This is a genomic window from Vibrio qingdaonensis, assembly GCF_026191675.1.
Taxonomy (GTDB): domain Bacteria; phylum Pseudomonadota; class Gammaproteobacteria; order Enterobacterales; family Vibrionaceae; genus Vibrio; species Vibrio qingdaonensis.
In genome coordinates, this window is record NZ_JAKRRY010000015.1 from 38,095 (window position 1) to 60,589 (window position 22,495).

Consider the following 22,495-nt stretch of genomic DNA (forward strand, 5'->3'; position numbering starts at 1 on the left):
TCAAGCCTCCTTTGCAACAACAGTGGCCGGCGAGCGAACCGTTTTGAATAAATTGAATGCCATCAGAAATAAGCCAAGTACAAATAATGCGCCACCGAAGAAACGTAAAAACAGCCAAGGTGCCTTATAATCCATTGCTTCAACAAAGCTATATAACAGTGACCCGTTATCGCTTTGCGCCAACCACATATACCCTTCACCGATGCCAGCGACCCAAAGGGCGATGGCATAAATCGCCACACCAGCATGGGCCAACCAGAAGTGCCATTTTATTAGCCTATTTGACCACAGCGTTTCTTTACCCCACAGCCTCGGAATGAAGTAGTAAAACACCGCAATGCCCGACATCCCCACCCAACCTAGCGCCCCGGAATGCACGTGACCAATGACCCATTCCGTATTGTGCGCCACCATATTGAACCAACGAATCGCAAGCAGAGGCCCTTCAAACGTCGCAAGACAGTAATAGAGAATGGCTGAAAAGAAGAACAGCATGATGTAGTCTGATTTCAATTTTTTCTTATTTTGCAGTAACGTCATCGCACTATTGAAAGCGCCCCCCCATGACGGTAGCCAAAGGATAAGAGACATGACTATGCCGATGTTTTGTACCCAGACCGGCACCGAAGAGTAAATAAGATGGTGCGTCCCCGCCCAAGTGTAAAATCCCACCAACCCCCAAAAGTGGATCACCGACAGTCGATAGGAATAAATGGGTCTTTCCGACACTTTAGGTATGAAGTAATAATTCATGCCTATGACACCTGCCGTTAGGAGAAAACCAACCGCATTATGACCCCACCACCACTGTACGATGGCATCTTGAGCGCCAGCAAACACCGAATAGGACTTCATAAACGAGGCTGGCATGGCTAAGTTATTCACCACAAAAATCATCGCAACAACAATGATAAATGCCGCAAAAAACCAGTTGGCCACAAAGATATGCTGCACTTTTCGTTGACCGATGGTACCGAAAAACAGTACGGCATAGAGCACCCAAACCAATACAATGAGTAAATCAATCGGCCATTCAAGTTCAGCGTACTCTTTTGATGTGGTATAGCCCATTGGCAGTGTTAACACCGCCAGTAGTAACACTAATTGCCACCCCCAAAAAACCATCCAAGCTAGGCTTTTGTTATAAAGGTTGCATTGACCAGTGCGTTGCGCGATGTAGAGTGATGTCCCCATCAAAATATTCACGACAAACCCATAGATAACGCCCGACGTATGCAAAGGACGCAATCGACCGAACTGTATGTATTGTGAGTCAAAATTCAACACTGGCCAATATAACTGCGCCGCCAAAACCACCCCAATAATCATCCCTAAAATGGCCCATATTAGCGAAGCGACAATGAAGTATTTAACGACGTTAATATTGAATTGCGCGGACGTATCTTCCATGTGACGCCCCCTAATCAGATGTGCCAGAAACAGGCAGATTTTCATCGCTATTTGAATGACTCGCCTTATCTGTACTCTCACTGATGGAACCAAGCATTGAGTAGTAGTAAGCAATGTCCGACATGTCTTTGTCTGATAATGCATCGGCCTGTTGCTGCATTAACACAGCCAGTCCAGCGGAGCGTTCTCTCGACTGATAGCTCTTAAGTGAAGTGATGAGATAAGCCATCTTCTGCCCTCTCAAATTGGGATAGGATTCAATACTGGATATACCATTCACACCATGACACGCCATACAGACTTTGGCTTTCTGCTCTCCAAGAGTAAATTTTTCATCCGCACTTGAGAGGCTCGGCGCACCAAAGAGTAATACACACAACACAATGAGCAACAGCTTGTCGCCCATTCTGTTTGCAACCCAATTTTTTCCCATCACACACTTTCTTCCCATGACACAAATCCTTGATAGGTACGTTTTTTGATAGAAACGCTGTGTTGCTGAAGCTACTACGAAGAAATCTGCTTCAATCTATTTACCGACATCCTCTGGTTTCAGCGCAAAAAGCAACCCGACATTAGCATGAAGACGTAACCGCTTAATCCGTCTTACAAGCCTGTTGTACGCACCAAAACACGTGGATGGACAAAAAGTAACTGTGACTAAAACCATAGGAGGGGGAGTGAGGTTTAGCAAATGAACTGCGAATTTCGGCTAAGATGCTCATCATGACGCAAAAATCCCAGCTTATTTTTCAACTTAACATGCCATTTTGCCGCTAAGTAAGGTATAACGATGCGATGAAAATACCTAAACGAATACAGCCCTTGGTTGACGACGGTCTCGTCGACGAGGTGACAAGCCAACTTATGAGTGGCAAAGAAGCGTCCGTGTACATTGTACGCTGTGGCGAAACCATCCGTTGTGCGAAAGTGTACAAGGAAGCAAGTCAGCGCAGCTTTAAAAAAGCGTCTGCTTATCGTGAAGGCCGTAAGGTGCGTAATAGCCGCCGCGCGCGCGCGATGGAAAAAGGATCTGGCTTTGGTCGTGAACAGCAAGAGAAAGTTTGGCAAAATGCGGAAGTCGATGCGTTATACAAATTAGCCGAAGCTGGTGTTCGAGTCCCTTCTCCCTATGGTTGCTTTGATGGGGTTCTGCTGATGGAGCTGATCACCGATGACGAAGGCTATGTTGCCCCTCGACTCAACGACGTGACCATGTCCGCCGAGCAAGCCGTTGAGGATCACGATGTAATGATGGGTTATATCGTCAAAATGCTTTGTGTTGGGCTTATTCATGGTGATTTGTCTGAATTTAATGTGTTAGTGGATGAATATGGTCCGGTTATTATCGACTTACCACAAGCAGTAGACGCCTCTGCTAACAACAATGCTGAATGGATGTTAACGCGTGATGTCAACAATATCCGTGATTATTACAGCCAATTCGCACCAGAATTGTCCAAGACAGAGTATGCCAAAGAAATGTGGGCGTTGTACGAAAAAGGCGAACTTACACCGGAAATTGAACTCACCGGTAAAGTGCAAGAGAATACCGTTGAAGCGGATTTGGCAGCCATCATGCAAGAAATCGACGCCGCACGTAACGAAGAACGCTTCCGTCAAGAACGATTGAAAGAAGCAAAAGACGGCGTTGATGAAAGTAAATTTAACTGGAGTGAGAATTAACATCCACAATATAGCGATGTTATCCAATCTAGTCTGAACTCATATAAATAATGGTAGGCGCTTCCACGTCTACCATTATTGAAATACCGCTACACTAACTCACTACACCATCTCACTACACCATCCTCACTATTTTTTCTCATCAAACGTAATAGAGTATTCCCCTAGACCTTCATATTGAATCAATGTCGGCTGGTCAAAATCCACTTCAACAACCCCGCAATACGATCCAGTAATAATCGCCTCACCTGCTGCAAACTCCATCCCGCGACGCGTCATGGTATTGATCAACCAGTAGATAGGGTTTTGCGGTAACGAGTTAGGGTGCTTGCCTGAAAAGGCTTGAACCTGCTCTTCTTGAGTTATAGAGATGTCCACCTTCGCCGCCAAAAATGCTTTATCTCGCTCAATTTCTGGGCCGATAAACAAACCTTGGTTGACTAAACAATCCGCTAATACTTCATAAAATTCAGCGCCACTGTCCTCTGCAAAGCGAGCTTGAATCAACTCTAAAGCCATATGGCAAGAACCAATCGCATCATTAATTTGCGCTTCAGAGTACCCTGCAGGGTTAGCAGGTAATGACTTAGCTAAAACAAAGGCAATTTCGGGCTCGACCCGTGCCTGGCTATTATCAGCAAAAAGTTCGCACCGTTCGCCTCGCTGTATACTATTAGCAAAAATTGGCGCTACTATAAATTTGTCTTCAGATAACGGAAGTAAACACTTCCACCCGCCCACTTTATCGCTATGCAGCGCAATCATTGCAGACTGAATTTCCAGAGCCTCTTCAAGCGTGTTTGGACGCAACAACTCACTCATTCGTGGTGCTTTCATGCCAGCAACTCGGTGACTTAACAACTCACGAGCGGCCTGATTACTATTACTGTTCATTGTGTACTACCTAAGATCAATTTTTTTGATTGTATCCAAATCTCAACACAATGAATATAAGGTAAATCATAGATATATCTATGTGTTAATAGGAAATTATCATTGGGCGAGATAGCCATTATGAACAGCAGAAGCAGGACATTTAATGACGAAAAATAAGGTAAAAAAAAACCGCGCTTAATAGCGCGGAAACTTGGGCAGTTTACAGGGTAAACGTTTTACTATCTGGACGGCTTCTATCGTGAAGCTCTTTATTGTTGAGCTTTTAGTTTCAAGCGCATTGCATGCAGTACAGGCTCTGTGTACCCACTTGGCTGCGCACAACCTTCAAACACCAACTGACACGCCGCGGAAAAAGCAATGCTCTCTTTATAGTCCGGAGCCATATTTTGATAACTTGGATCATCGGCATTTTGTTCATCGACCACTGCCGCCATACGTTGCATGGTTTCCATTACTTGCGCTTTTCCACAAATGCCATGGCGTAACCAGTTAGCAATATGCTGGCTAGAAATTCTCAGTGTTGCGCGATCTTCCATCAAACCAACATTGTTAATATCCGGTACCTTTGAACACCCCACGCCTTGGTCAATCCAACGCACTACATAGCCAAGAATCCCCTGCGTATTGTTGTCCAATTCATTCTGAATATCTTTTGCTGTTAACTTTTGCTTACCTAACAGTGGAATAGTCAAAATATCATCGACGTTTGCTCGAACACGTTCACGGAGCTCTTTCTGACGACTCGGTACACTTACTTTATGATAGTGAAGGGCGTGTAACGTCGCTGCTGTAGGCGATGGCACCCACGCCGTATTGGCTCCTGCTTGCGGATGACCAATTTTCGCATCCATCATTTTTGCCATGTTATCTGGCTCAGGCCACATGCCCTTACCAATCTGAGCTTTGCCTTGCAACCCACACGCTAAGCCTAAATCCACGTTTTGATCTTCATAGGCTCCGATCCATGTCATTGACTTCAGTTGCACCTTCGGCGCAAATGGACCGGCTTCCATACTGGTATGAATCTCATCGCCTGTACGATCTAAAAAGCCAGTGTTGATAAAGACCACACGCTCTTTTGCTGCTCGAATACACTCTTTAAGGTTGACTGAAGTTCGACGCTCTTCGTCCATAATGCCCACTTTAATGGTATTACGTTCAAGACCTAGAGCCTCTTCAATGCGACCAAATAATTCATTGGTAAAGGCCACTTCTTCAGGACCATGCATCTTAGGTTTTACAATATTAATACTGTTCGCCGTCGAATTTTGATACGCGCTGTTGCCTCTAAGATCGTGCATCGCGATAAGCGACGTAATCATGCCATCCATAATACCCTCAGGCACTTCATTCCCATCAGCATCAATGATCGCAGGGTTAGTCATTAGATGGCCAACATTACGGATAAACAGCATACTGCGACCTTTTAGCGAAATTTCTCCGCCCGTCACACTGGTATAATGACGGTCCGCATTAAGTCGTCGTACCATGGTTTTACCGTTTTTCTCAAGCGACTCTTGCAAATCACCCTTCATTAAACCGAGCCAGTTTTGGTACGCGAGCGCTTTATCTTCACCATCGACGGCAGCAACGGAATCTTCACAGTCCATAATCGTGGTTAACGCCGCTTCCACAACCACATCCTTAATTCCCGCCGCGTCCACACTGCCAATTGGGGCGCTTGGATCAATCTGAATTTCAATATGCAGGTTATTATGCTTAAGAAGAATGCAAGAAGGCGCGGTTGCCTCACCTTGGTATCCGATAAATTGGGTGCCGTCCATTAACGTCACTTCCTCACCGTTCCCCAGCGTCGCCGTTAAAGTATTACCAATGCTCACGTCTGAAATACTGTATTGCGTGACATCTTTATGTGAAACGCCGTTTAGTGGCGCGGCTTCATCCAAAAATTCTCGTGCATAGGCGACAACTTTGGCGCCACGGACTGGGTTAAAGCTACCGCCTTTCTCTGCGCCATTATCTTCGCTGATAACATCCGTGCCATACAGAGCATCATACAAACTCCCCCAACGAGCATTGGCAGCATTCAGAGCGAATCGAGCATTCATTATCGGTACCACCAGCTGCGGCCCCGCTTGAGTGGCAATTTCAGGCTCCACATTCGCGGTTTCGACTTGGAAGTCTTCGCCTTCCGCAACCAGATAACCAATCTGTTGCAAAAACGCTTTATATTCTGCCGCATCAAGGGCATGCCCTGCACGTTCTTGATGCCACACATCTATCTGATGCTGAAGATCATCACGCTTAATGAGTAACGCCCTATTCTTTGGGGCCAAATCATTAAGAATCGTTTCAAACGACTGCCAAAATTCATCAGCATTAATCCCTGTTCCAGGGATAGCTTGTTCATTTACTAACGCGTAAAGGGAGCTATCAATGCTCAAGCTTCCCTGTTGAATACGATTGCTCATAGGATCTCTCTCGAATTTACCGATTACGTATAAAGAAAACTCTACGTAATGGATGATAATTTAGCTAATTTATGCCACTTATAGTGAACATTCACATAATAAATACCCAATTAAGGGGACTATTCCGTCACACCACTCTCTATTTCATTCGCGACGCTTTTAATCAATCGACGCATCCATTGGTGATCAGGGTTACTCTGTAATAAAGGGCTCCATGCCATCTTTACTTCAAATGGTTCGATGGCAAAAGGCGCGGGTTTAATCATGAGTTTGGGGTTATTACGCTGTGATTGCGCTGCTTTGCTCGGAATAGTCAGAATAAGATTTTTCTGTTGTGCAAAAAGCACTGCCGACAGGTAATGGCGCGTAAATACGGTAATATTACGCGTCTTACCGATTCGCATTAATGCTTCGTCGATCCAGCCCAGCTTCTGCGCTTCACTCGGGTTTATACCCACGCCTGTCCCCATTCCGGTTTTGCTCACCCAAATATGCTGCGCCTTTAGATAAGAGAAGATATCGAAGTTTTCTGCAATCGGATTATCTCGGCTAAATAAGCAAGAGAAGCCGTCATGCCACAGGCTCATCTGATGGAATGACTGGGGAATGTCATCGAAACGGTTAATAATTATATCGACGGTGCCCTGCTCAACATCTTGATAGCTCACATCACTGGGCGTCATGATATCAAGGCGTATTTTAGGTGCGATTTCACTTAGACGTTCCAATAAAGGCTGAATAAGTGTCGACTCCGCGTAATCACTAGCCATGATCCTAAAAACTCGCTCACTGTCTTCTGCACTAAATTCAGTAGTGGGTTGCAGTGCTTTCTCAACGTTGGCGAGTACATTTCTAATCACAGGCTGTAGCTTTTGCGCCCGCTCGGTTGGAATCATACCCTCGCTCGTTCTCACCAATAAAGGGTCGTCAAATACATCCCTTAATCGACGTAGTCCATTACTCATTGCTGGTTGAGTGATCCCCAACTGATTCGCTGCTCGGGTTACGTTTCGCTCTCTAAGCAAAGTGTCTAAATACACAAGTAAATTAAGGTCTATACGAGCAATATTCATAAAATAAATACCGAATATAATAACTATAAATTAACAAAATTATCACACAATCGCTTACGCTTTGTCCATGGTTAAGATTTAGCCCAGGCCGGTTTGGCCACATATCCAACTGAAACTAAGGAAGAGTTATGTCGCAAATCACACAAGATATCGAAATGATCGAAGTTGCTAAACGCACTGCTGGTGCTCCGTGGGATGCTATTAATCCAGAATCTGCGGCTCGTATGCGTGCTCAAAATAAATTCAAGACAGGTCTAGATGTCGCGCAATATACGGCAGATATTATGCGTGCTGATATGGCGGCTTATGACGCAGATAGCTCTCAGTACACACAATCACTAGGTTGCTGGCATGGTTTCATTGGTCAACAAAAAATGATTTCTATTAAGAAGCATTTTGGTGGCAAAACAGACCGACGCTACCTTTACCTTTCTGGTTGGATGGTGGCGGCACTTCGCTCTGACTTCGGCCCACTACCAGACCAATCTATGCATGAAAAAACCTCGGTTGCTGGTCTTGTTGAAGAGCTCTATACCTTCTTGCGCCAAGCCGACGCCCGTGAGCTCGGTGGTCTATTCCGCGCACTAGACGATGCCCGTGAAGCAGGCGATGTGAGTGCACAAGATGCGATTCAAGACCAAATTGACAACCACGTCACACACGTAGTGCCAATCATCGCTGATATCGATGCTGGTTTTGGTAACGCTGAAGCGACTTACCTAATGGCAAAACAAATGATTGAAGCGGGCGCGTGTTGTCTACAAATTGAAAACCAAGTTGCGGATGAAAAGCAATGTGGTCACCAAGACGGTAAAGTAACGGTGCCTCACGCCGATTTCCACGCCAAGCTACGTGCGCTTCGTTATGCTTTCCTTGAACTGGGTATCGACAACGGCATCATTGTTGCGCGTACCGATTCACAAGGTGCTGGCCTTACTAAAGAAATCGCGGTAGTTAAAGAGCCAGGTGACCAAGGTGACGTATACAACTCTTACTTAGATGTAGAAGAAATCGATGTAGCGGACATGGCAGAAGGCGACGTATGCTTTAACCGCGACGGCAAGCTAGTTCGTCCTAAGCGCCTACCTTCTGGTTTGTACCAATTCCGTCAAGGTACCGGTGAAGACCGCTGTGTATTTGACTGTATCGAAGCAATTAACGCAGGTGCCGACCTACTGTGGATTGAAACTGAAAAACCACACATTGGTCAAATCAAGGAAATGATGGATGGTGTTCGTGCAGTTCACCCTAACGCGAAACTGGTTTACAACAACTCTCCATCATTCAACTGGACGCTTAACTTCCGCCAACAAGCGTATGACGCAATGGTTGAAGCGGGCGAAGATGTGTCGGCCTACGACCGCTCAAACCTAATGAGCGAAGAGTACGATGAAACCGAACTGTCTACTCGTGCTGATGACCGCATTCGCACCTTCCAAGCAGACTCTTCACGTGAAGCAGGTATCTTCCATCACCTAATCACACTGCCAACGTACCACACAGCGGCGTTGTCTACGGACAATCTGGCTAAAGAGTACTTCGGTGACCAAGGTATGCTTGGTTATGTTGCAGGCGTTCAACGTAAAGAAATCCGTCAGGGCATTGCTTGTGTGAAACACCAAAACATGTCTGGCTCAGATATTGGTGATGACCACAAAGAGTACTTTGCTGGCGAAAATGCACTAAAAGCTGGCGGTGCGCTGAATACTTCTAACCAGTTTAACTAATCACTGATTGAACAAATCACTGAGTTAAACAAATTGAAGTAATGGATAAAAGCGGCTTTCGGGTCGCTTTTTTATCTCTAAGACTTTGTTAAAGTGGTAATTACGGCTTTTACTATTCACATTCGTTACGACCATTAACATTCATTATTTGTTGAGAATGCCTATGACTGATACGCCTTTCTATCTTCAAGATACAAAACAATTACTGTCTAGCGATGGTTTTGCCACCAGTGACATTTGGTATCACGGCACGTCATCAGCACTGCTCTCTTCCATCCAAGGTCAAGGGCTGAAACGCTCTGGTGACAAAGCGCTAAATAAAGCGGCTAGAAATACCATGGCAACGATCGGCAATAACTATACGGAATCCGTCGAACCGGTGTTTTTGACGCAGAGTAAAGAGCTGGCTTATTACTGGGCCAAGCAAACCGTAAGAGAGCGAAGTGCACGATTTGAAGGTTCAGAGCAGCCTATTGTACTTGCGGTGAAGTTGTCAGAAAAACAAAATGCCAATGTGAAACCCGACGTGGGTGCAATGAGTCTATTACTTATGGACAGTGGCGAGCAATTTATGGCGCACTTAGCCGGCCTCTATGAGAAAAATGGCTTCTCTGTCCCTAATATAGATTTAAGAAACGCCGATCGCATGGCATTTCTTAAGCAACTTGGTATGGCTTACATCAACCAAGATATTAGCTTAGCGTGTGTGACAGCACTATCAGACCCAAACGCTGAAGCCATAAAGTAACAGCGCTACCTTATCTCTCGGTATAGGTCTCTATCCTACGTACAAATAACAACCCACGCTCACAGAGTCATCTCGACACCGACTCTATGGACGTGGGTTCTGTCTTACTGCATGCGCCTGTATCTCATCCGCAGACTTTGAATGCGCGCTATTGAGTTATCCCCCACACTTCAATTTCTTGGAAATTATTCCAACGAACCAAACCAGCATTAACAGAATCATTATTGCCATTACATGTCAGTCGAATAATTTTCGCTTCCTGAGTGCCCAAATCAATATCAACGAATCCAGTACTATTGCCAGGAGAGAGATAGCTCAGCAGAGGCGTAAATGTAACACCATCGCCACTCACCGATATATCCATCAGATACTGCCTTACATCCCCTTTAGCCTGCGATACTCTAAGAACATTGACCATCGCTAAGTTCTTTAAAGTAATATCGAACTGTATCCCTAACCCTTTCGCCGTCCATTTAGTCGTAGGATCGCCATCGATCGCCATTTGGGGGGTATGATCCACTCTTGTCTCTGAAGCACTCACTTGAGCAATATCTAAGCGTTGGCTTTGTGCTAAGTCACTGCCCAAAAAGCTCAAGTAGCGACTGGGAAATGGATTGTCATTATCCGGCGACAGCGTCGGGAAAATATAATCAATTCCTGCATCGGATAACCCAAACCAACGACACAGCGTCGCCGCATACTGTTCCGATGCCGTGGTTGGAATGAATTTATTGCCTACCGCATCAGGACCATCTTTAACAAACGTCGGATATCGACCGTACGCTTTGCCGCCTTTAACACTTCCGCCAATGACAAGTTGGTTACTTCCCCAGCCATGATCGGTGCCTTGATTACTGTTGTTCTCTATGGTTCTACCAAAATCGGACATCGTAAATGTGGTCACGCTGTCCTCCAAACCATCGGCTTGCAATGAGGCATAAAAGGCGGACAGTGCATCATCAATCGTGGCGAGTAAGCCATCATGCTTACCGCGTTGATTACTATGATTATCAAAGCCACCCATTGAAATAAAATACACTTGTCTAGATTGGTTCAACCCTTGACTCGCCTGTATCAACCTTTTCACCATCTTAAATTGCCCCCCTAAATAGCCAGCAGGGATCGTCGGGTCTTCAGGGTGCTGCTCAAGCATATCTCCGAGCGTGGTTTGAAAATCTAAAATATCTTGAAAACGCTGCAAATACGCCCGACCAAACGCCGAGGCATTATTATCTGCTAGCAATTTACCAATATTGTTGTTCACTGAATTTACCGCCAAGGATGACATGGCACGAATACCCGAAGCACTAACACGTAAGTCTTGTATACCCTGCCCATTCATCAGTTCATTGCCTGAAAAAGACATATTGGGTGAAATGGTCTCAGCGCCAGAGGCGAGAATGTCCATCATCATGCCAGCCCAACCATAAGGATGATATTGTCGTGTGCCCCACCCTCTTTGCCACGCCAATTGTTGTTTATTATGTGCCCCCAGGTTGGGCGAACGTGCGACATTGCCATAATTGGCTTTGGTGGTCGGTTCTAATAGCGTCCCCACATTGACAACGCTGGTCGCCACCTTCTCTTCAAATAAAGAGGCGATTTTAGGCATCGCACCATTGAGTACTAAATTATTTTGCTGATCATCTAATAGCTTACCCAGCGTAGCCTTTTCATGATCCCACAGCTGTATTGCAGGTCGAGCATTACGATAATTATCCAAATTCTCGCCAGAATCCGGAATCAACATATTAAAAGAGTCATTGCCTCCAAACAGGAACAAGCAGACCAGCGCTTTATAATCTCCCTCCGTGTTAGCCAAAGCACTTGAAGGAAGTGACAACGTCAACGGAATTGATGTTGCAGCAGAGCCATACACGGTACTTTTCAAAAAATTACGTCTTGATAATTTCATAGCCGCTTACTCCTGAATCATAAAGTTAGGGGAAATAAAGGCAAAATAGAGCATGGCGGATATCGCGTATGGCTTATTGTTACTACTTTTGGCGTTCCATAACGCTTCTAGTCTTGGAGCAATATCTAGCGGTATTTCTCCACCATAAAAACGATCAGCAAACAAATGACTCAGTGCCTCAAAATCCCCCGCGGCAGCAACAAAATCAGACACATCAGGATATATCTCGTTAGTACTGTTTGAATTCGTTTTGTAACCGTTATCCGCCACCAGCTTCCATGCAATGTTGCTCATTTTAATCGTTTGATTCCAGTCCATAATGGCCAGCTCTGGTGCAGTTAAACCCAGCCCCTCTAGCTCTCCTGCAGGCATATAGTCGGGAGAATAGAAATTAAATACCGACGGCGAACCGAGTGGGTACTGGCCAAATGTTTCTTGGTATAACATGGCATTTCGCACCGTTGTGCCTCCACCGCCGGGTTGACTGTTGAGAGCGCGATAAAGAAAGCTCATAGCCAAGATGGGCTCTCGAACCTTTGCTGTTTCTCCGTTTAGTACAGTGTCATCAAGCAGTATCGCTTTAATGACTTCAGATAAATTCCCCTGAGTCTGACGAAATACCGTGGCGACTCGCTGCACATAAGCAGGTCCTGGGTTGGAGGTGACAAAACGCTTAATCAAAAGAGTGGCAATATGAGGTGCGGTACTGGGGTGATCGACTAATACCTGTAGGATATGCTGCAACTCTTCTTCAGCACCGACGCCCGATGGAAACGTGACGCCTAATACCTGCTTTTCTTCCCTATCGTGGTAGGTATCATTCGCTACCATCGGCTCAGACATACTGCTATCGGACATGAACCAGCCAGTAAAAATACGCGCCATACTCTCTACGTCGGCATCGTCATAGTTAGCTTCTGGTTCACCGAACTCGTTGAGATACAAGGAACCATCATCATTAAGCCGATTCAAACCAATGGTAAAAAGTTGCATCACTTCACGAGCATAGTTCTGGTCTGGATTAACGCCTGTTTCACTCTTTGGCAAATTACCAACCATCGTCAGATATGTCCCCATCACCGGAGAACGAGTTACATGATAGAGTAGTGTTTTGTAGTCACTAAACGCATGAGCCGTAAGTAGATCATAGTAATTTGCAAGCTCCAATGGGTAAGCCGCCAATTGGGCATCGCGATCCCCTACCACCAGAATTTGACTCAAAGCAAACGACATCCGTTGCCTTAATTGCGCTTGGTCCCAAAGTGCCATATCAAACCACCCGCACACTCTCATTTCCGCGCTGACCGTACTAGAACCACGATCTTGTTGTTGAGCCTGAGTTCTTGATACATGAGAGGTGTAAGGTTCCGATATTTGCTTTTCTATCCAATCACTTCGATCGTCAGTTAATAAAAACTCACTTACCTCTTCTTTCTTTACTCCCATTGTCGAACAATCTAAAAATCGAAATGCTTGCTTATATGACAAACCATCCATAGTTTATTCTCCTACTAATTTATTACTACCGCATACCTATTTACTACCGTAGTACTTCATTAGAACAACAACAATAACCAAGCCAATAAAACCTGCGAAGCGGAATAATATACAAAACAACCAACACCAATAAAAACAATGCATTACAGAACCAAAATATCAAATTAAAAACATAAAATAAATTCAATATAAAAATAGAATAATGACTTTATTAATATTACATTCAATATATCCACTTAAAATACAAAGAATATATTAATGGTCATTTTATTGACGAAACAACGCCATTATTATGTCATGAGTCTAAATTAAATAATAAACAACATAAAAACATCATTTAATAGCAGTGCCTATTCGTTCATAAATTATCGCTATAAGATCAATGCATCAAACTAACCGCTCTCACGGCGTTAAGTGGCACTCTACACTTGAATTGCTATCCATTCCGATGTACAAATTTACTAAGAAATATTACTTTGGTGCATTTCAATGGTCACATTAGAGCAACAACTGTCTCGGTTAGATCTCAACCTTTTGGTGTCACTGAGTGTCTTACTTAAAGAAAAGAACGTTACTCGCGCAGCCCAAACGTTATACCTTTCCCAGCCAGCTATGAGCCGCACTCTAAGTCGCCTACGAGACTTGTTTGACGATCCGCTTTTTTATCGGGAGTCTAATGGCTTAGTACCAACACAGAAAGCGTTAGACTTAGAAATGCCACTCGCAGAACTGTTGCGCGCGACCCAATCCCTAGTCGCAAAATCGGCCTTCGCTCCGGAAAAATGTGAGCAAACTTTTGTTATTTCTATCCCGCCACTGATGAGTAGTTTTCTTTCCGCTCCCCTTGCTACCGCGCTTATCAAGCAAGCGCCGCACGCAAGCCTGGTTGAATTCCCTATAACGACCAATCCGGTTCAGCAATTGGCATCACGCGATGTCGACTTTTCAATACATATTAACGCACCGGCCGATAGCATTGAGTTTCCCTATCAAAAAATAGGGACCACTTACCCTGTTTTTTATGTTGCCAAAAACCATCCACTTACTCGTGCAGATTCGGTCACACTGGAAGATTGTTTACGCTATCGGTTTGTCGACATGAGCTTAGACATTCGCTCGGCAATTGGCATTAGCAACCCCGTCGATGTTCACCTTGCGAAACAAGGTATTGAGCGAGATATTGTCTTTAAAAGTGCACAATTGTTTACCCTTGTCGAACTCATGCAGCATACCAACACTGTTATGGTCGCTTCCCACAGGCTCACTGATTTGAGCCACATTGGCGATCAACTGGTTCCGGTACTCTCACTGAATAACGAGCCCGATCTTGCCGTTGATCTTTACCTTATCGAACACAAAAGAACCGCAACAAGTGCGGCTCATCAATGGCTAAAACAATTAATTATCTCTACTACTCAAGACGCAGTGCTTCCCTCAACAAATGATGAGTCATAGCTTACTAGTCAACATCAACTTCGCAGCAGAGCTTAGGTGGCAAGTATCGAGCCGCCTAACGTTAATTTAGCGCGACATAGTGTTTATCAATCATACAGTTACGTAAAACCGTCTTATACGAAGCCTCCGCTTGTTCTTGATTAGCCTTATTCTCTTGGCGAGCTGACAGCCTGCCGCCCACAACACCAATGGCCGCTCCAGTTTTTGCCGCATCTGTGCCACTGTTACCACTGACCGACCCAACGACCGCACCAGCTGCAGCCCCTTTCGCCGCGCCTCTAGCACCTGATCCTCTTGTTTGTGTCGTGGGTTGCGTGCTTGCTTGGGACGCAATAGACACGCATTCATTAAGTTCGGCTTGAGCCACATCCTGAGTCACATTGTCATAGTCAAAAGCTAAGTTGCTGTGGGGATCCACTAACGCGCCTCCATTTGAATAGGATGCCGTAGACCAAGCCATCATTGCCGTGACGAAAAGGGATTGATATCGCAAGTTGTACCACCTCATTAGTTACATTCTGGGCACTCAATAACTCATTGAGTTAAGCCCTACCGATGAGGAAAACATACGTTAATGCGGCACGGGCTGCGAATCGTATTAATGCATAGCACTTATGCGTGTAGGTTATATCGAAGCTATGCCGCTCGGGCCACATTATGTGTCGTGTAACTGTTCGTGAGCCACTTTAACTTTATGATTATTAGAGGATATACACTAAGAACATGACTGATATCCGTGGATATCATTTCAAATCATACTCATTGGCCGTTAATGTCACGACTAGATGACGAACAGCGTACTTATTAAGCGCGATAAGTGATTAGGATTCACACGTAAAGTTTACGTCAACGGACTTGCTGGATTCATCGGACTCATTAGTAAAAAGCGCCCTTTTACTTCAAGTAAAGCCAAACACTGAGAGAACTACTATGAACATTGCCAATATCGCTACGTTAAGCCTAATCGCAAGTGCCTTTATCACAAGCTCGGTTGTTGCTGCCGACACAACGCAGACACACGACACGCAAACCATCAAGATCACTGAACAAAACTTTACCCATGCAGAAACCGCGCGTAACTATCGTAACTGGGCAAGCAAAGGCGCGACTCACGAATTTGTCAAAATGCAAGGGCTGCCTCCACGCGGTAAAGCTGCGCCTACGGTGCAAATGAATGATGACACGTTATACGGCGTAGCCATTGTCAAAGCCATCGATGGCTTTGTGACGTTCTCTATTCCTAAAACGAACAACTACATGGCGGTTCAAGTCGTCACAGAGCGAGGACATGGACAGCACTATGTTGTGGAAGATGGGCACTACAGTGTGAGTGTGGAATCTGAATATGCATTCGTGCTGTACCGTTCGGGAACAGAAAACGGCATCTCACAAGCAAAAGCGGAACTCGATAAAATTGATACTTCCGACTTTAACTTTGCAACAGACTATCAAGTCCAGCCTTATAATTATGATGATGTCGAAGCCTGGGTCAAAAAGTACACTCAGGAAGTGAACAACCTGAAAAACTTCACTTACACGTTCCCAAGAACCAGTGACAAAGTCACCGACCTTCACCAATGGAATCTTGAAAATGCGGCTGGCTGGGGTGGTGCAAGCCCAGAAGCCTTAGTGGGGAACAAATACTCCAACAGCCCAAAACTGAAGGCGAACGTCTGCTACACCACCACATTTGCAGACCCAGAAAACCAATTTTTTACCTCAATCACCGCCTATGATGCAGACAAATATTTAATCGAAGGCGTTCGTCATGTGAGTTCAAATACATGGCAGAAAAACGCTGACGATTCTGTAACGGTTTCTTTCAACTGTGGCGACTCTGCTAAAAATAATATTGATACGAAGGGCAAAGACTTTACCTTTACTTCACGTCACTATGGTGTCACCCCTAAAATCATGGCAGCAAAGCAAGATCCTGTCATTTCAGCGCTTAAAACGTCAGCGCTTGCCACTCAATAACCCTTAGCTTACGACTTAGACATTCAACAATAGCGGCTAGTGGCAGAGCTAAATGCTCTGCTCACTATTCACTTATCCTTAATAAAATCAAGCCTTAGCAAAGTAATTAATCGTTCATTGTCGCACCACATCTTTTCATCACAAAATACACACTTACTAACAAAACCTATCACCCTACAAGGCAATAACCTACCTAAACACCCCCACATACCGCTGCTTTATGAGTACAATAGAACACTACCCTAGCAACGATTGAGGAGAGTCTATGACCGCTAAACACAATGCCAGCCAGTTTGTTTCCATTGTTTCCATTGTTTCCGTCATCTTAGTGCTTGGTTTAGCCATTTATCTAGGCAACCTTGTAAAGTCGGTTGATACCATCGAAGAAAAGCTCAGCCATCAAGCGCAGCAAATTGAAAGGGCTGCGATTGCACCCACGAGTCAAAACACCACAGGTCATGGCACAAAAGGCGCCTATGTGCCCGTTTACTCTCACATTTATACCGATGGTGGTAAAGCGGTCTTACTGGAATCGACGCTCGTAATTCGCAATACCGACCCAGACAATACCATTAACATTCATAGCATTGATTACTACGACACCAGTGGTAAGCGTGTCAGGCAGTTTATTTCCGAAGGATACGAGCTCAACGCGATGTCTAGTGCCGAGTACTTAGTTGAAAAGCGCGAAGTCAGCGGCGGCGCTGGTGCTAACTTCTACATTCAGTGGTCCAACCCAAATAGCGCATCTGCCCCTATTTTCGAAGCGGTCATGATTGGCGCGGGTGAAGGCAACAATATCTCATTCACTAGTCGCGGCGTGAATTAACGACTAGCAATCATCTCGCTCATTCTTATCTCCGCTCTAGGAGCTTAGCGTTCAAATAACCTAACCGTCATTAACCGGTCAGCAGCGCCTAAAAAAGTGTAACGCTGACCGAATGCTTCTTTTTTGCGTTATCGCCCCCCCACTGCCCCTCTAAACGAATGAACTCAAGATATATTTCACCGTGAGTCACATTCATCTAATTTAGTATGCATGTAATTTGGGAAACGGACTTCTGTCATCCTAATATGATTACAACACACCTAGCACCATAAAATATCGTCTGTTTCATTGCATTGAGCCGTTCTCTACTTCTTAAGGAATACCTATGAGTCGCTATGTTTTTTTAGCTTTGATTGCTTTCACTATCCACGTCCCCGCTAGCACTCTAGTTGTAAACCAATTGGGCTATCAACCTAACACCCATAAAAAAGTTTATGTCCTTGAGCCGACATCCGAGCACATCACTCTCATCTCTATGCCCAGTAATAAGGCGCTGAAAACGTTAACGCTAAAGTACAACAGTAAATTAGCCGACGGGAGAAGTGTCCATGTCGCCGATTTTTCAGCTCTCAATAAGCCTGGTTGGTATTATTTACGGGCGGGTGAAGACACTTCCGTTCCATTCGAAGTCCGCTCAGATGTGTATCACAGCTTAACTCAGGGTCTGGTCCATGCTCTTTATTTACAGCGTTCAGGAGAAGCCGTCTACTCACCGATTACCGGTATGGCAAGGCCGCCTAGTCACATGCATGATGGGATCATATTTAGACGTGATGAGATTAACCCACAAGGCACCTATATTAACGCGGCTGGAGGTTGGTATGACGCGGGCGACTTTGGTAAATACATATCCACTGCGACTATCACCATCGCCAGACTGCTAGAAGCGTATCGCCAAGCTCCAGACCTGTTCAGTGCAACTAGCCCTGAGACAATGCCCACCATTCTTCGCGAGGCCCAATATGGATTGCTGTGGATGGAAAAGATGCAACGCTCTGACGGAGCGGTATATCGCAAGCTTTCAGGGCTGGCATGGCCGGCAAAAATACCACCTTGGTTAGACAATCAAACTCGCTACATTTTTGGCGTCAGCACACCAGACACAGCAAAATACGCCGCCACAATGGCGTTTGCTGCTCGCATTTATCAAAACTATGATGCCAAACTCGCCGCGCGGTGGTTACGCTCTGCACAATCTGCATGGGCGTATTTACAAACTCAGCCTACCCAGTATATCGACTGGCAAAAAGCAGACGATAGTGGCTCTGGTCCCTATATTCGAAATGAACATGACATGGAAGAATCCCTCGCGACCGATATCGACGACAGAATGTGGGCTGCAGCAGAGCTTTACTTAACAACAAACGATACGTCGTTTCTTGACTATTTTGACCACCACTATCACGAGACTATTGGCGCAAACATCGCACTGTTTGACTTTTTTGAATGGAAAAACCCAGCCATTATGGGCATTTGGCATCTGATGCAAGCATTAGATAGCCCGCTCTCACATCTGATGCAAAACGATTTACACGCGCTCGCTGAACGCTACGCGACGCTCGCCACACAGTCGCCATTTTTCGTTGCAAATCAGAATTTTATTTGGGGATCCAATAAAATGGTGGCAGAAGTCGGCATTGTGCTTGCTTGGAGTGACATGATATCAAACCGTACACAACATCGCTGGCTCATCCAATCGCAAATCGATTACCTACTCGGTGCCAATGCCTTCAACATGAGTTTTGTCACGCAGTTTGGGACGCACAGCGTTCGTCACCTTCATCATCTGTATCGAATCGGCACGGGAGTCAGCCTACCCGGCTTTCTAGTAGGCGGACCTAATATCAAAGCGCAAGCTGATATCGCGCCAAAAGACATGGGGATGCTTAGCTATATCGACAGCGAAAAATCGTACGCTGTCAACGAGTTCGCTATCGACTATAATGCTGCGCTAATTGGTTTATTGGCGATTCAATCGACCTATTCAGGCAATAGTGATCATTAGGTTCGTCGCTGTTAACACAGTGTCATCGCTATATAACAGCACAACTACATCGCTAAGCAATCAGAATTTGCTGTAATTGCTGCAATGAATTCACTTCATAGTGAGGCTCAATACCTTGTGGCTTTTCTTGTCCTTGCGTATTTAGCCAGCACGTTTCAATACCAAAATTGAGCCCGCCTAACACGTCTGAATGCGGGTTATCCCCCACCATTAGTACGCGTGTTTTGCATGGATTCCCCATCAGGGTCATGGCGTGAGAGAAAATGCCTTCATCTGGCTTGGCGATGCCCACTTCTTCAGAGATCACCACATGATCGAAGTAATGCGTCATGTCGGTGCGCGCTAATCGAATCGCTTGAAGTTCAGTAAAGCCATTAGTAATGATACCCAGCTTCGCCTTACCCGATAACGCATCCATCAGTTCCCGAGCACCCGGCAGCAAGGTACAAATGTCCGCCATCGCATCTAAAAAGGCGCTATTCAAAACAAGTGGCGTGGTATCAAGCTTCTCTGCCCACCCTTCAAAGCGAATCTGTTTTAGTTGCGCAGCGGTGATTTTTCCATCTTGATAGTCAACCCAAAGCGGCTTATTAACTAACTGATACTCTGCGTAATCATCACGAGTGAAATCCACACCGAGCCTTTCAAACATCAACCTCATGCCAGCAAATGCATCGAAGTTAAAAATGGTTTCATCAGCGTCAAACAAAATCCAATCGTATTTCATCAATCGTGTTCCTTGGGTCATAAGCGGGGGCGATAAGTGCACTGGATTTTGCTACAACAGGAATATTTGTCAATCGGCTATTACAAATATTCCTCCTCTCACTGTCGCCACACATTAACGTTCTGGAGCGTTGTATGACAGAGTTCGATTATTGACGAATCACACGCTACACCACCTTAGTTTTCTAACGAGACTGACCTACTTTTTCTAATCTTGGCACTTACCAAATACACCTCTGTAGAATTAATGCTTACGTCTCTGCTTCTAAACGGTGCTGCTTAATCGTTTTGTACAACTTATTGAGAAGCTCAATGTCAGAGGGTTCAGCAGCAAGCATCTCATCTAAGAACTTTAAAGAGCTAGCAGGTAATGGCACTAAATTAGGGTGTTTTCGATCCACATCATCGATAGGGAGCAATTGTACAATACTGATATCAAATGACTTAGCGATACGAAACAATTCAATGATGGTGAAATAGCTTTGTTCGTTCTTATCCATCTTCTGATATAGGCTTGTTTTTGGTAGACCAGCGAGTTTCGCCAGTTGGTTTTTAGACAGACTCTGGTGAGCAAGTAAAACCTCAAGCCGTTCAATAAGCTGTTTCCTAAACCACTTTTCACTGTCACCAAAAAACTCAAAACCTCGAGTATCAAATTCATTCATGATTTACACCAATACCATTTCCCAAATACGAACAACATATAGGTTAGCTTACCGCATTTAGGAAATCGAGATGAATATACTTTCTCCCGTTAGCAAATCACTTTCAAATAAATCGAGAGAGGTCATCATGACATTAATTAAACGCAAACTAGCATTAGTACTTGGTACAGCATTGATCACAGGCTCTCTGCAGGCTGCTTCAATAAGTATTGAAAACACTGCACCACTTTCCAATCAATCCATCATTAATATCGACAACTGGCAGCAACAACGCGCCGCTGGCTTAGACAAGCTAGAGAAAATTATGCCCAATGTTATGTCGGTCAATGCCCAAGATGTTTACCCGCTTGAATATCAGGCCACTCACTATGATTTATATGAAATTCCGAGTGTGAAACGTCTGATAGACCATCCGGCGGTTGCTTCTATCGTGGTCACTAAAGGAAACGAAGTGATACTGGAGCACTACAAGAATGGTTATGACCGAGCCTCCGTATTTTCGGCACAGTCTTCAACCAAAACCATCATGTATATGTTACTTAACAAGGCACTAAAAAAGGGGGCTTTGTCAATGGATGACAAAGTGGAACGTTACCTGCCCGATGTAGGGCCGGGTTTTCGAGGCCGCACCATTGGTAACCTAGCTGCAATGGCGGTAAATCATAATGTTGCAGAGCTAGCGGCCTACTTAGGTGACAAGCAAGCCGAAGAGATGTTTGACCGCGATGAACAAGTGATTGGCTTACGTCGAAATGATGATCGCGAAACCACAGCGCAATTTGTAAAAGAGATTGATATTGCGCCAGGTTCAACTTCTAATGAGTGGACTAAAGGCCACGCGAACTACGCGTCCATCAATACCGCAACGCTTGGTTTAATTGTTGAGAAGGCCACTGGCGTTCCATTGCAAACTCAGGTGCGTAATCTGATGCATCGTATTGGTGGCCAGCATACTGTACATATGGGTACCGATTATGCGGGTTACCCTTCAGTGAGCGCATCAATGTTGGCGTCAACGGTGGATTTTGCACGCTATGGCCGCCTGCTCATTGAAGATAAAAAACAGTACGAAAACGATCTTGAAGCAGCCAAGCAGAACGGCGAATTTGTTCCGGCTGAATGGCATTACGTTGATAGCTATTACTACAAATCAGCCATCTTTAATGATTACGGTATCGGCCACGGTGGATGGGCTGGCCAGCTAATCTGGGCTGACCCGCAATCTGACACGGTAGTTGCAATATATAGCCAGATGAATGCCAAACTGCCTAATCCATCGTCTCACCACTATAAGTTAAACAACGCCGTTATCGATGTTGTAAAGCAATTACGTGCAGATCAGGCGCACGGACAAAAATAGAGGACTCCGTTCGCCACTAGTCACCGTTCTCTAGGTCCAAGGAGAGGACCTCGTGTCGAAATCTTGAAGTAAACCGACATCCTATCACCGTTA

General features: G+C 45.1%; 18 protein-coding genes. 8 read left to right on the plus strand and 10 right to left on the minus strand.

The window, feature by feature from the left end; all coding sequences use genetic code 11:
- Both ccoN and MD535_RS12470 read right to left on the minus strand, forming a co-directional pair.
- Window positions 1–1,410, minus strand: coding sequence for a cytochrome-c oxidase, cbb3-type subunit I (ccoN, locus tag MD535_RS12465; protein ID WP_265675346.1), 1,410 nt, complete (start codon window positions 1,408–1,410; stop codon window positions 1–3).
- Between the two features lie 10 nt (window positions 1,411–1,420).
- Entirely contained in the window at window positions 1,421–1,861 is a 441-nt protein-coding gene (locus tag MD535_RS12470) for a c-type cytochrome (RefSeq protein WP_313897276.1), read from the minus strand.
- Between the two features lie 347 nt (window positions 1,862–2,208).
- On the opposite strand from MD535_RS12470, the gene MD535_RS12475 reads away from it, so the two are divergent.
- Window positions 2,209–3,096 carry a PA4780 family RIO1-like protein kinase gene (locus tag MD535_RS12475; protein ID WP_265675347.1) on the plus strand — a complete coding sequence of 296 codons (888 nt, stop codon included), beginning with the start codon at window positions 2,209–2,211 and terminating at the stop codon, window positions 3,094–3,096.
- Window positions 3,097–3,225: 129 nt separating this feature from the next.
- Here the strand turns inward: MD535_RS12475 and MD535_RS12480 are convergent, their stop codons facing one another.
- The 3 genes from MD535_RS12480 to MD535_RS12490 all read right to left on the minus strand — a co-directional run bounded on the left by MD535_RS12480 (window position 3,226) and on the right by MD535_RS12490 (window position 7,498).
- Window positions 3,226–3,990: a hydratase gene (locus MD535_RS12480; RefSeq protein WP_265675348.1), complete on the minus strand. Its 765-nt coding sequence runs from the start codon at window positions 3,988–3,990 to the stop codon at window positions 3,226–3,228.
- Between the two features lie 251 nt (window positions 3,991–4,241).
- A complete protein-coding gene (locus MD535_RS12485; protein ID WP_265675349.1) occupies window positions 4,242–6,425 on the minus strand; it encodes a malate synthase G in 2,184 nt (727 codons plus the stop codon).
- A 119-nt stretch (window positions 6,426–6,544) separates the two neighbouring features.
- A complete protein-coding gene (locus MD535_RS12490; protein ID WP_265675350.1) occupies window positions 6,545–7,498 on the minus strand; it encodes a LysR family transcriptional regulator in 954 nt (317 codons plus the stop codon).
- Between the two features lie 128 nt (window positions 7,499–7,626).
- Between MD535_RS12490 and MD535_RS12495 the strand changes: the two genes are divergently transcribed.
- On the plus strand, window positions 7,627–9,225 hold the full coding sequence (locus tag MD535_RS12495) for an isocitrate lyase (RefSeq protein WP_265675351.1): 1,599 nt from the start codon (window positions 7,627–7,629) through the stop codon (window positions 9,223–9,225).
- Between the two features lie 163 nt (window positions 9,226–9,388).
- Window positions 9,389–9,973, plus strand: a complete 585-nt coding sequence (locus MD535_RS12500; RefSeq protein ID WP_265675352.1) for a hypothetical protein — start codon at window positions 9,389–9,391, stop codon at window positions 9,971–9,973.
- A gap of 148 nt (window positions 9,974–10,121) precedes the next feature.
- Here MD535_RS12500 and MD535_RS12505 read toward each other — a convergent pair whose 3' ends face one another.
- Together MD535_RS12505 and MD535_RS12510 are read right to left on the minus strand one after the other, a co-directional pair.
- Window positions 10,122–11,888 (minus strand): DUF1501 domain-containing protein, encoded by a 1,767-nt coding sequence (locus MD535_RS12505; RefSeq protein ID WP_265675353.1) that lies wholly within the window; start codon window positions 11,886–11,888, stop codon window positions 10,122–10,124.
- Between the two features lie 6 nt (window positions 11,889–11,894).
- Window positions 11,895–13,385 carry a DUF1800 domain-containing protein gene (locus MD535_RS12510; RefSeq protein WP_265675354.1) on the minus strand — a complete coding sequence of 497 codons (1,491 nt, stop codon included), beginning with the start codon at window positions 13,383–13,385 and terminating at the stop codon, window positions 11,895–11,897.
- A 489-nt stretch (window positions 13,386–13,874) separates the two neighbouring features.
- Between MD535_RS12510 and MD535_RS12515 the strand changes: the two genes are divergently transcribed.
- Window positions 13,875–14,840 (plus strand): LysR family transcriptional regulator, encoded by a 966-nt coding sequence (locus MD535_RS12515; RefSeq protein ID WP_265675355.1) that lies wholly within the window; start codon window positions 13,875–13,877, stop codon window positions 14,838–14,840.
- Between the two features lie 61 nt (window positions 14,841–14,901).
- On the opposite strand, the gene MD535_RS12520 is transcribed toward MD535_RS12515, so the two are convergent.
- Window positions 14,902–15,333 (minus strand): hypothetical protein, encoded by a 432-nt coding sequence (locus tag MD535_RS12520; RefSeq protein WP_265675356.1) that lies wholly within the window; start codon window positions 15,331–15,333, stop codon window positions 14,902–14,904.
- A 437-nt stretch (window positions 15,334–15,770) separates the two neighbouring features.
- Between MD535_RS12520 and MD535_RS12525 the strand changes: the two genes are divergently transcribed.
- From MD535_RS12525 to MD535_RS12535, 3 genes are all read left to right on the plus strand, one after another.
- Entirely contained in the window at window positions 15,771–16,817 is a 1,047-nt protein-coding gene (locus MD535_RS12525) for a hypothetical protein (RefSeq protein ID WP_265675357.1), read from the plus strand.
- Window positions 16,818–17,082: 265 nt separating this feature from the next.
- On the plus strand, window positions 17,083–17,646 hold the full coding sequence (locus MD535_RS12530) for a DUF3124 domain-containing protein (RefSeq protein ID WP_265675358.1): 564 nt from the start codon (window positions 17,083–17,085) through the stop codon (window positions 17,644–17,646).
- Window positions 17,647–17,971: 325 nt separating this feature from the next.
- Window positions 17,972–19,651: a glycoside hydrolase family 9 protein gene (locus tag MD535_RS12535; protein ID WP_265675359.1), complete on the plus strand. Its 1,680-nt coding sequence runs from the start codon at window positions 17,972–17,974 to the stop codon at window positions 19,649–19,651.
- 52 nt (window positions 19,652–19,703) lie between these two features.
- Here MD535_RS12535 and yjjG read toward each other — a convergent pair whose 3' ends face one another.
- The gene (gene yjjG, locus MD535_RS12540; protein WP_265675360.1) at window positions 19,704–20,378 is read right to left on the minus strand and encodes a pyrimidine 5'-nucleotidase; all 675 of its coding nucleotides are present in this window, start codon (window positions 20,376–20,378) and stop codon (window positions 19,704–19,706) included.
- Window positions 20,379–20,628: 250 nt separating this feature from the next.
- Window positions 20,629–21,042, minus strand: a complete 414-nt coding sequence (locus MD535_RS12545; RefSeq protein ID WP_265675361.1) for a helix-turn-helix domain-containing protein — start codon at window positions 21,040–21,042, stop codon at window positions 20,629–20,631.
- A gap of 70 nt (window positions 21,043–21,112) precedes the next feature.
- On the opposite strand from MD535_RS12545, the gene MD535_RS12550 reads away from it, so the two are divergent.
- The gene (locus MD535_RS12550) at window positions 21,113–22,402 is read left to right on the plus strand and encodes a serine hydrolase domain-containing protein (protein ID WP_265675362.1); all 1,290 of its coding nucleotides are present in this window, start codon (window positions 21,113–21,115) and stop codon (window positions 22,400–22,402) included.
- Window positions 22,403–22,495 lie beyond the last annotated feature (93 nt).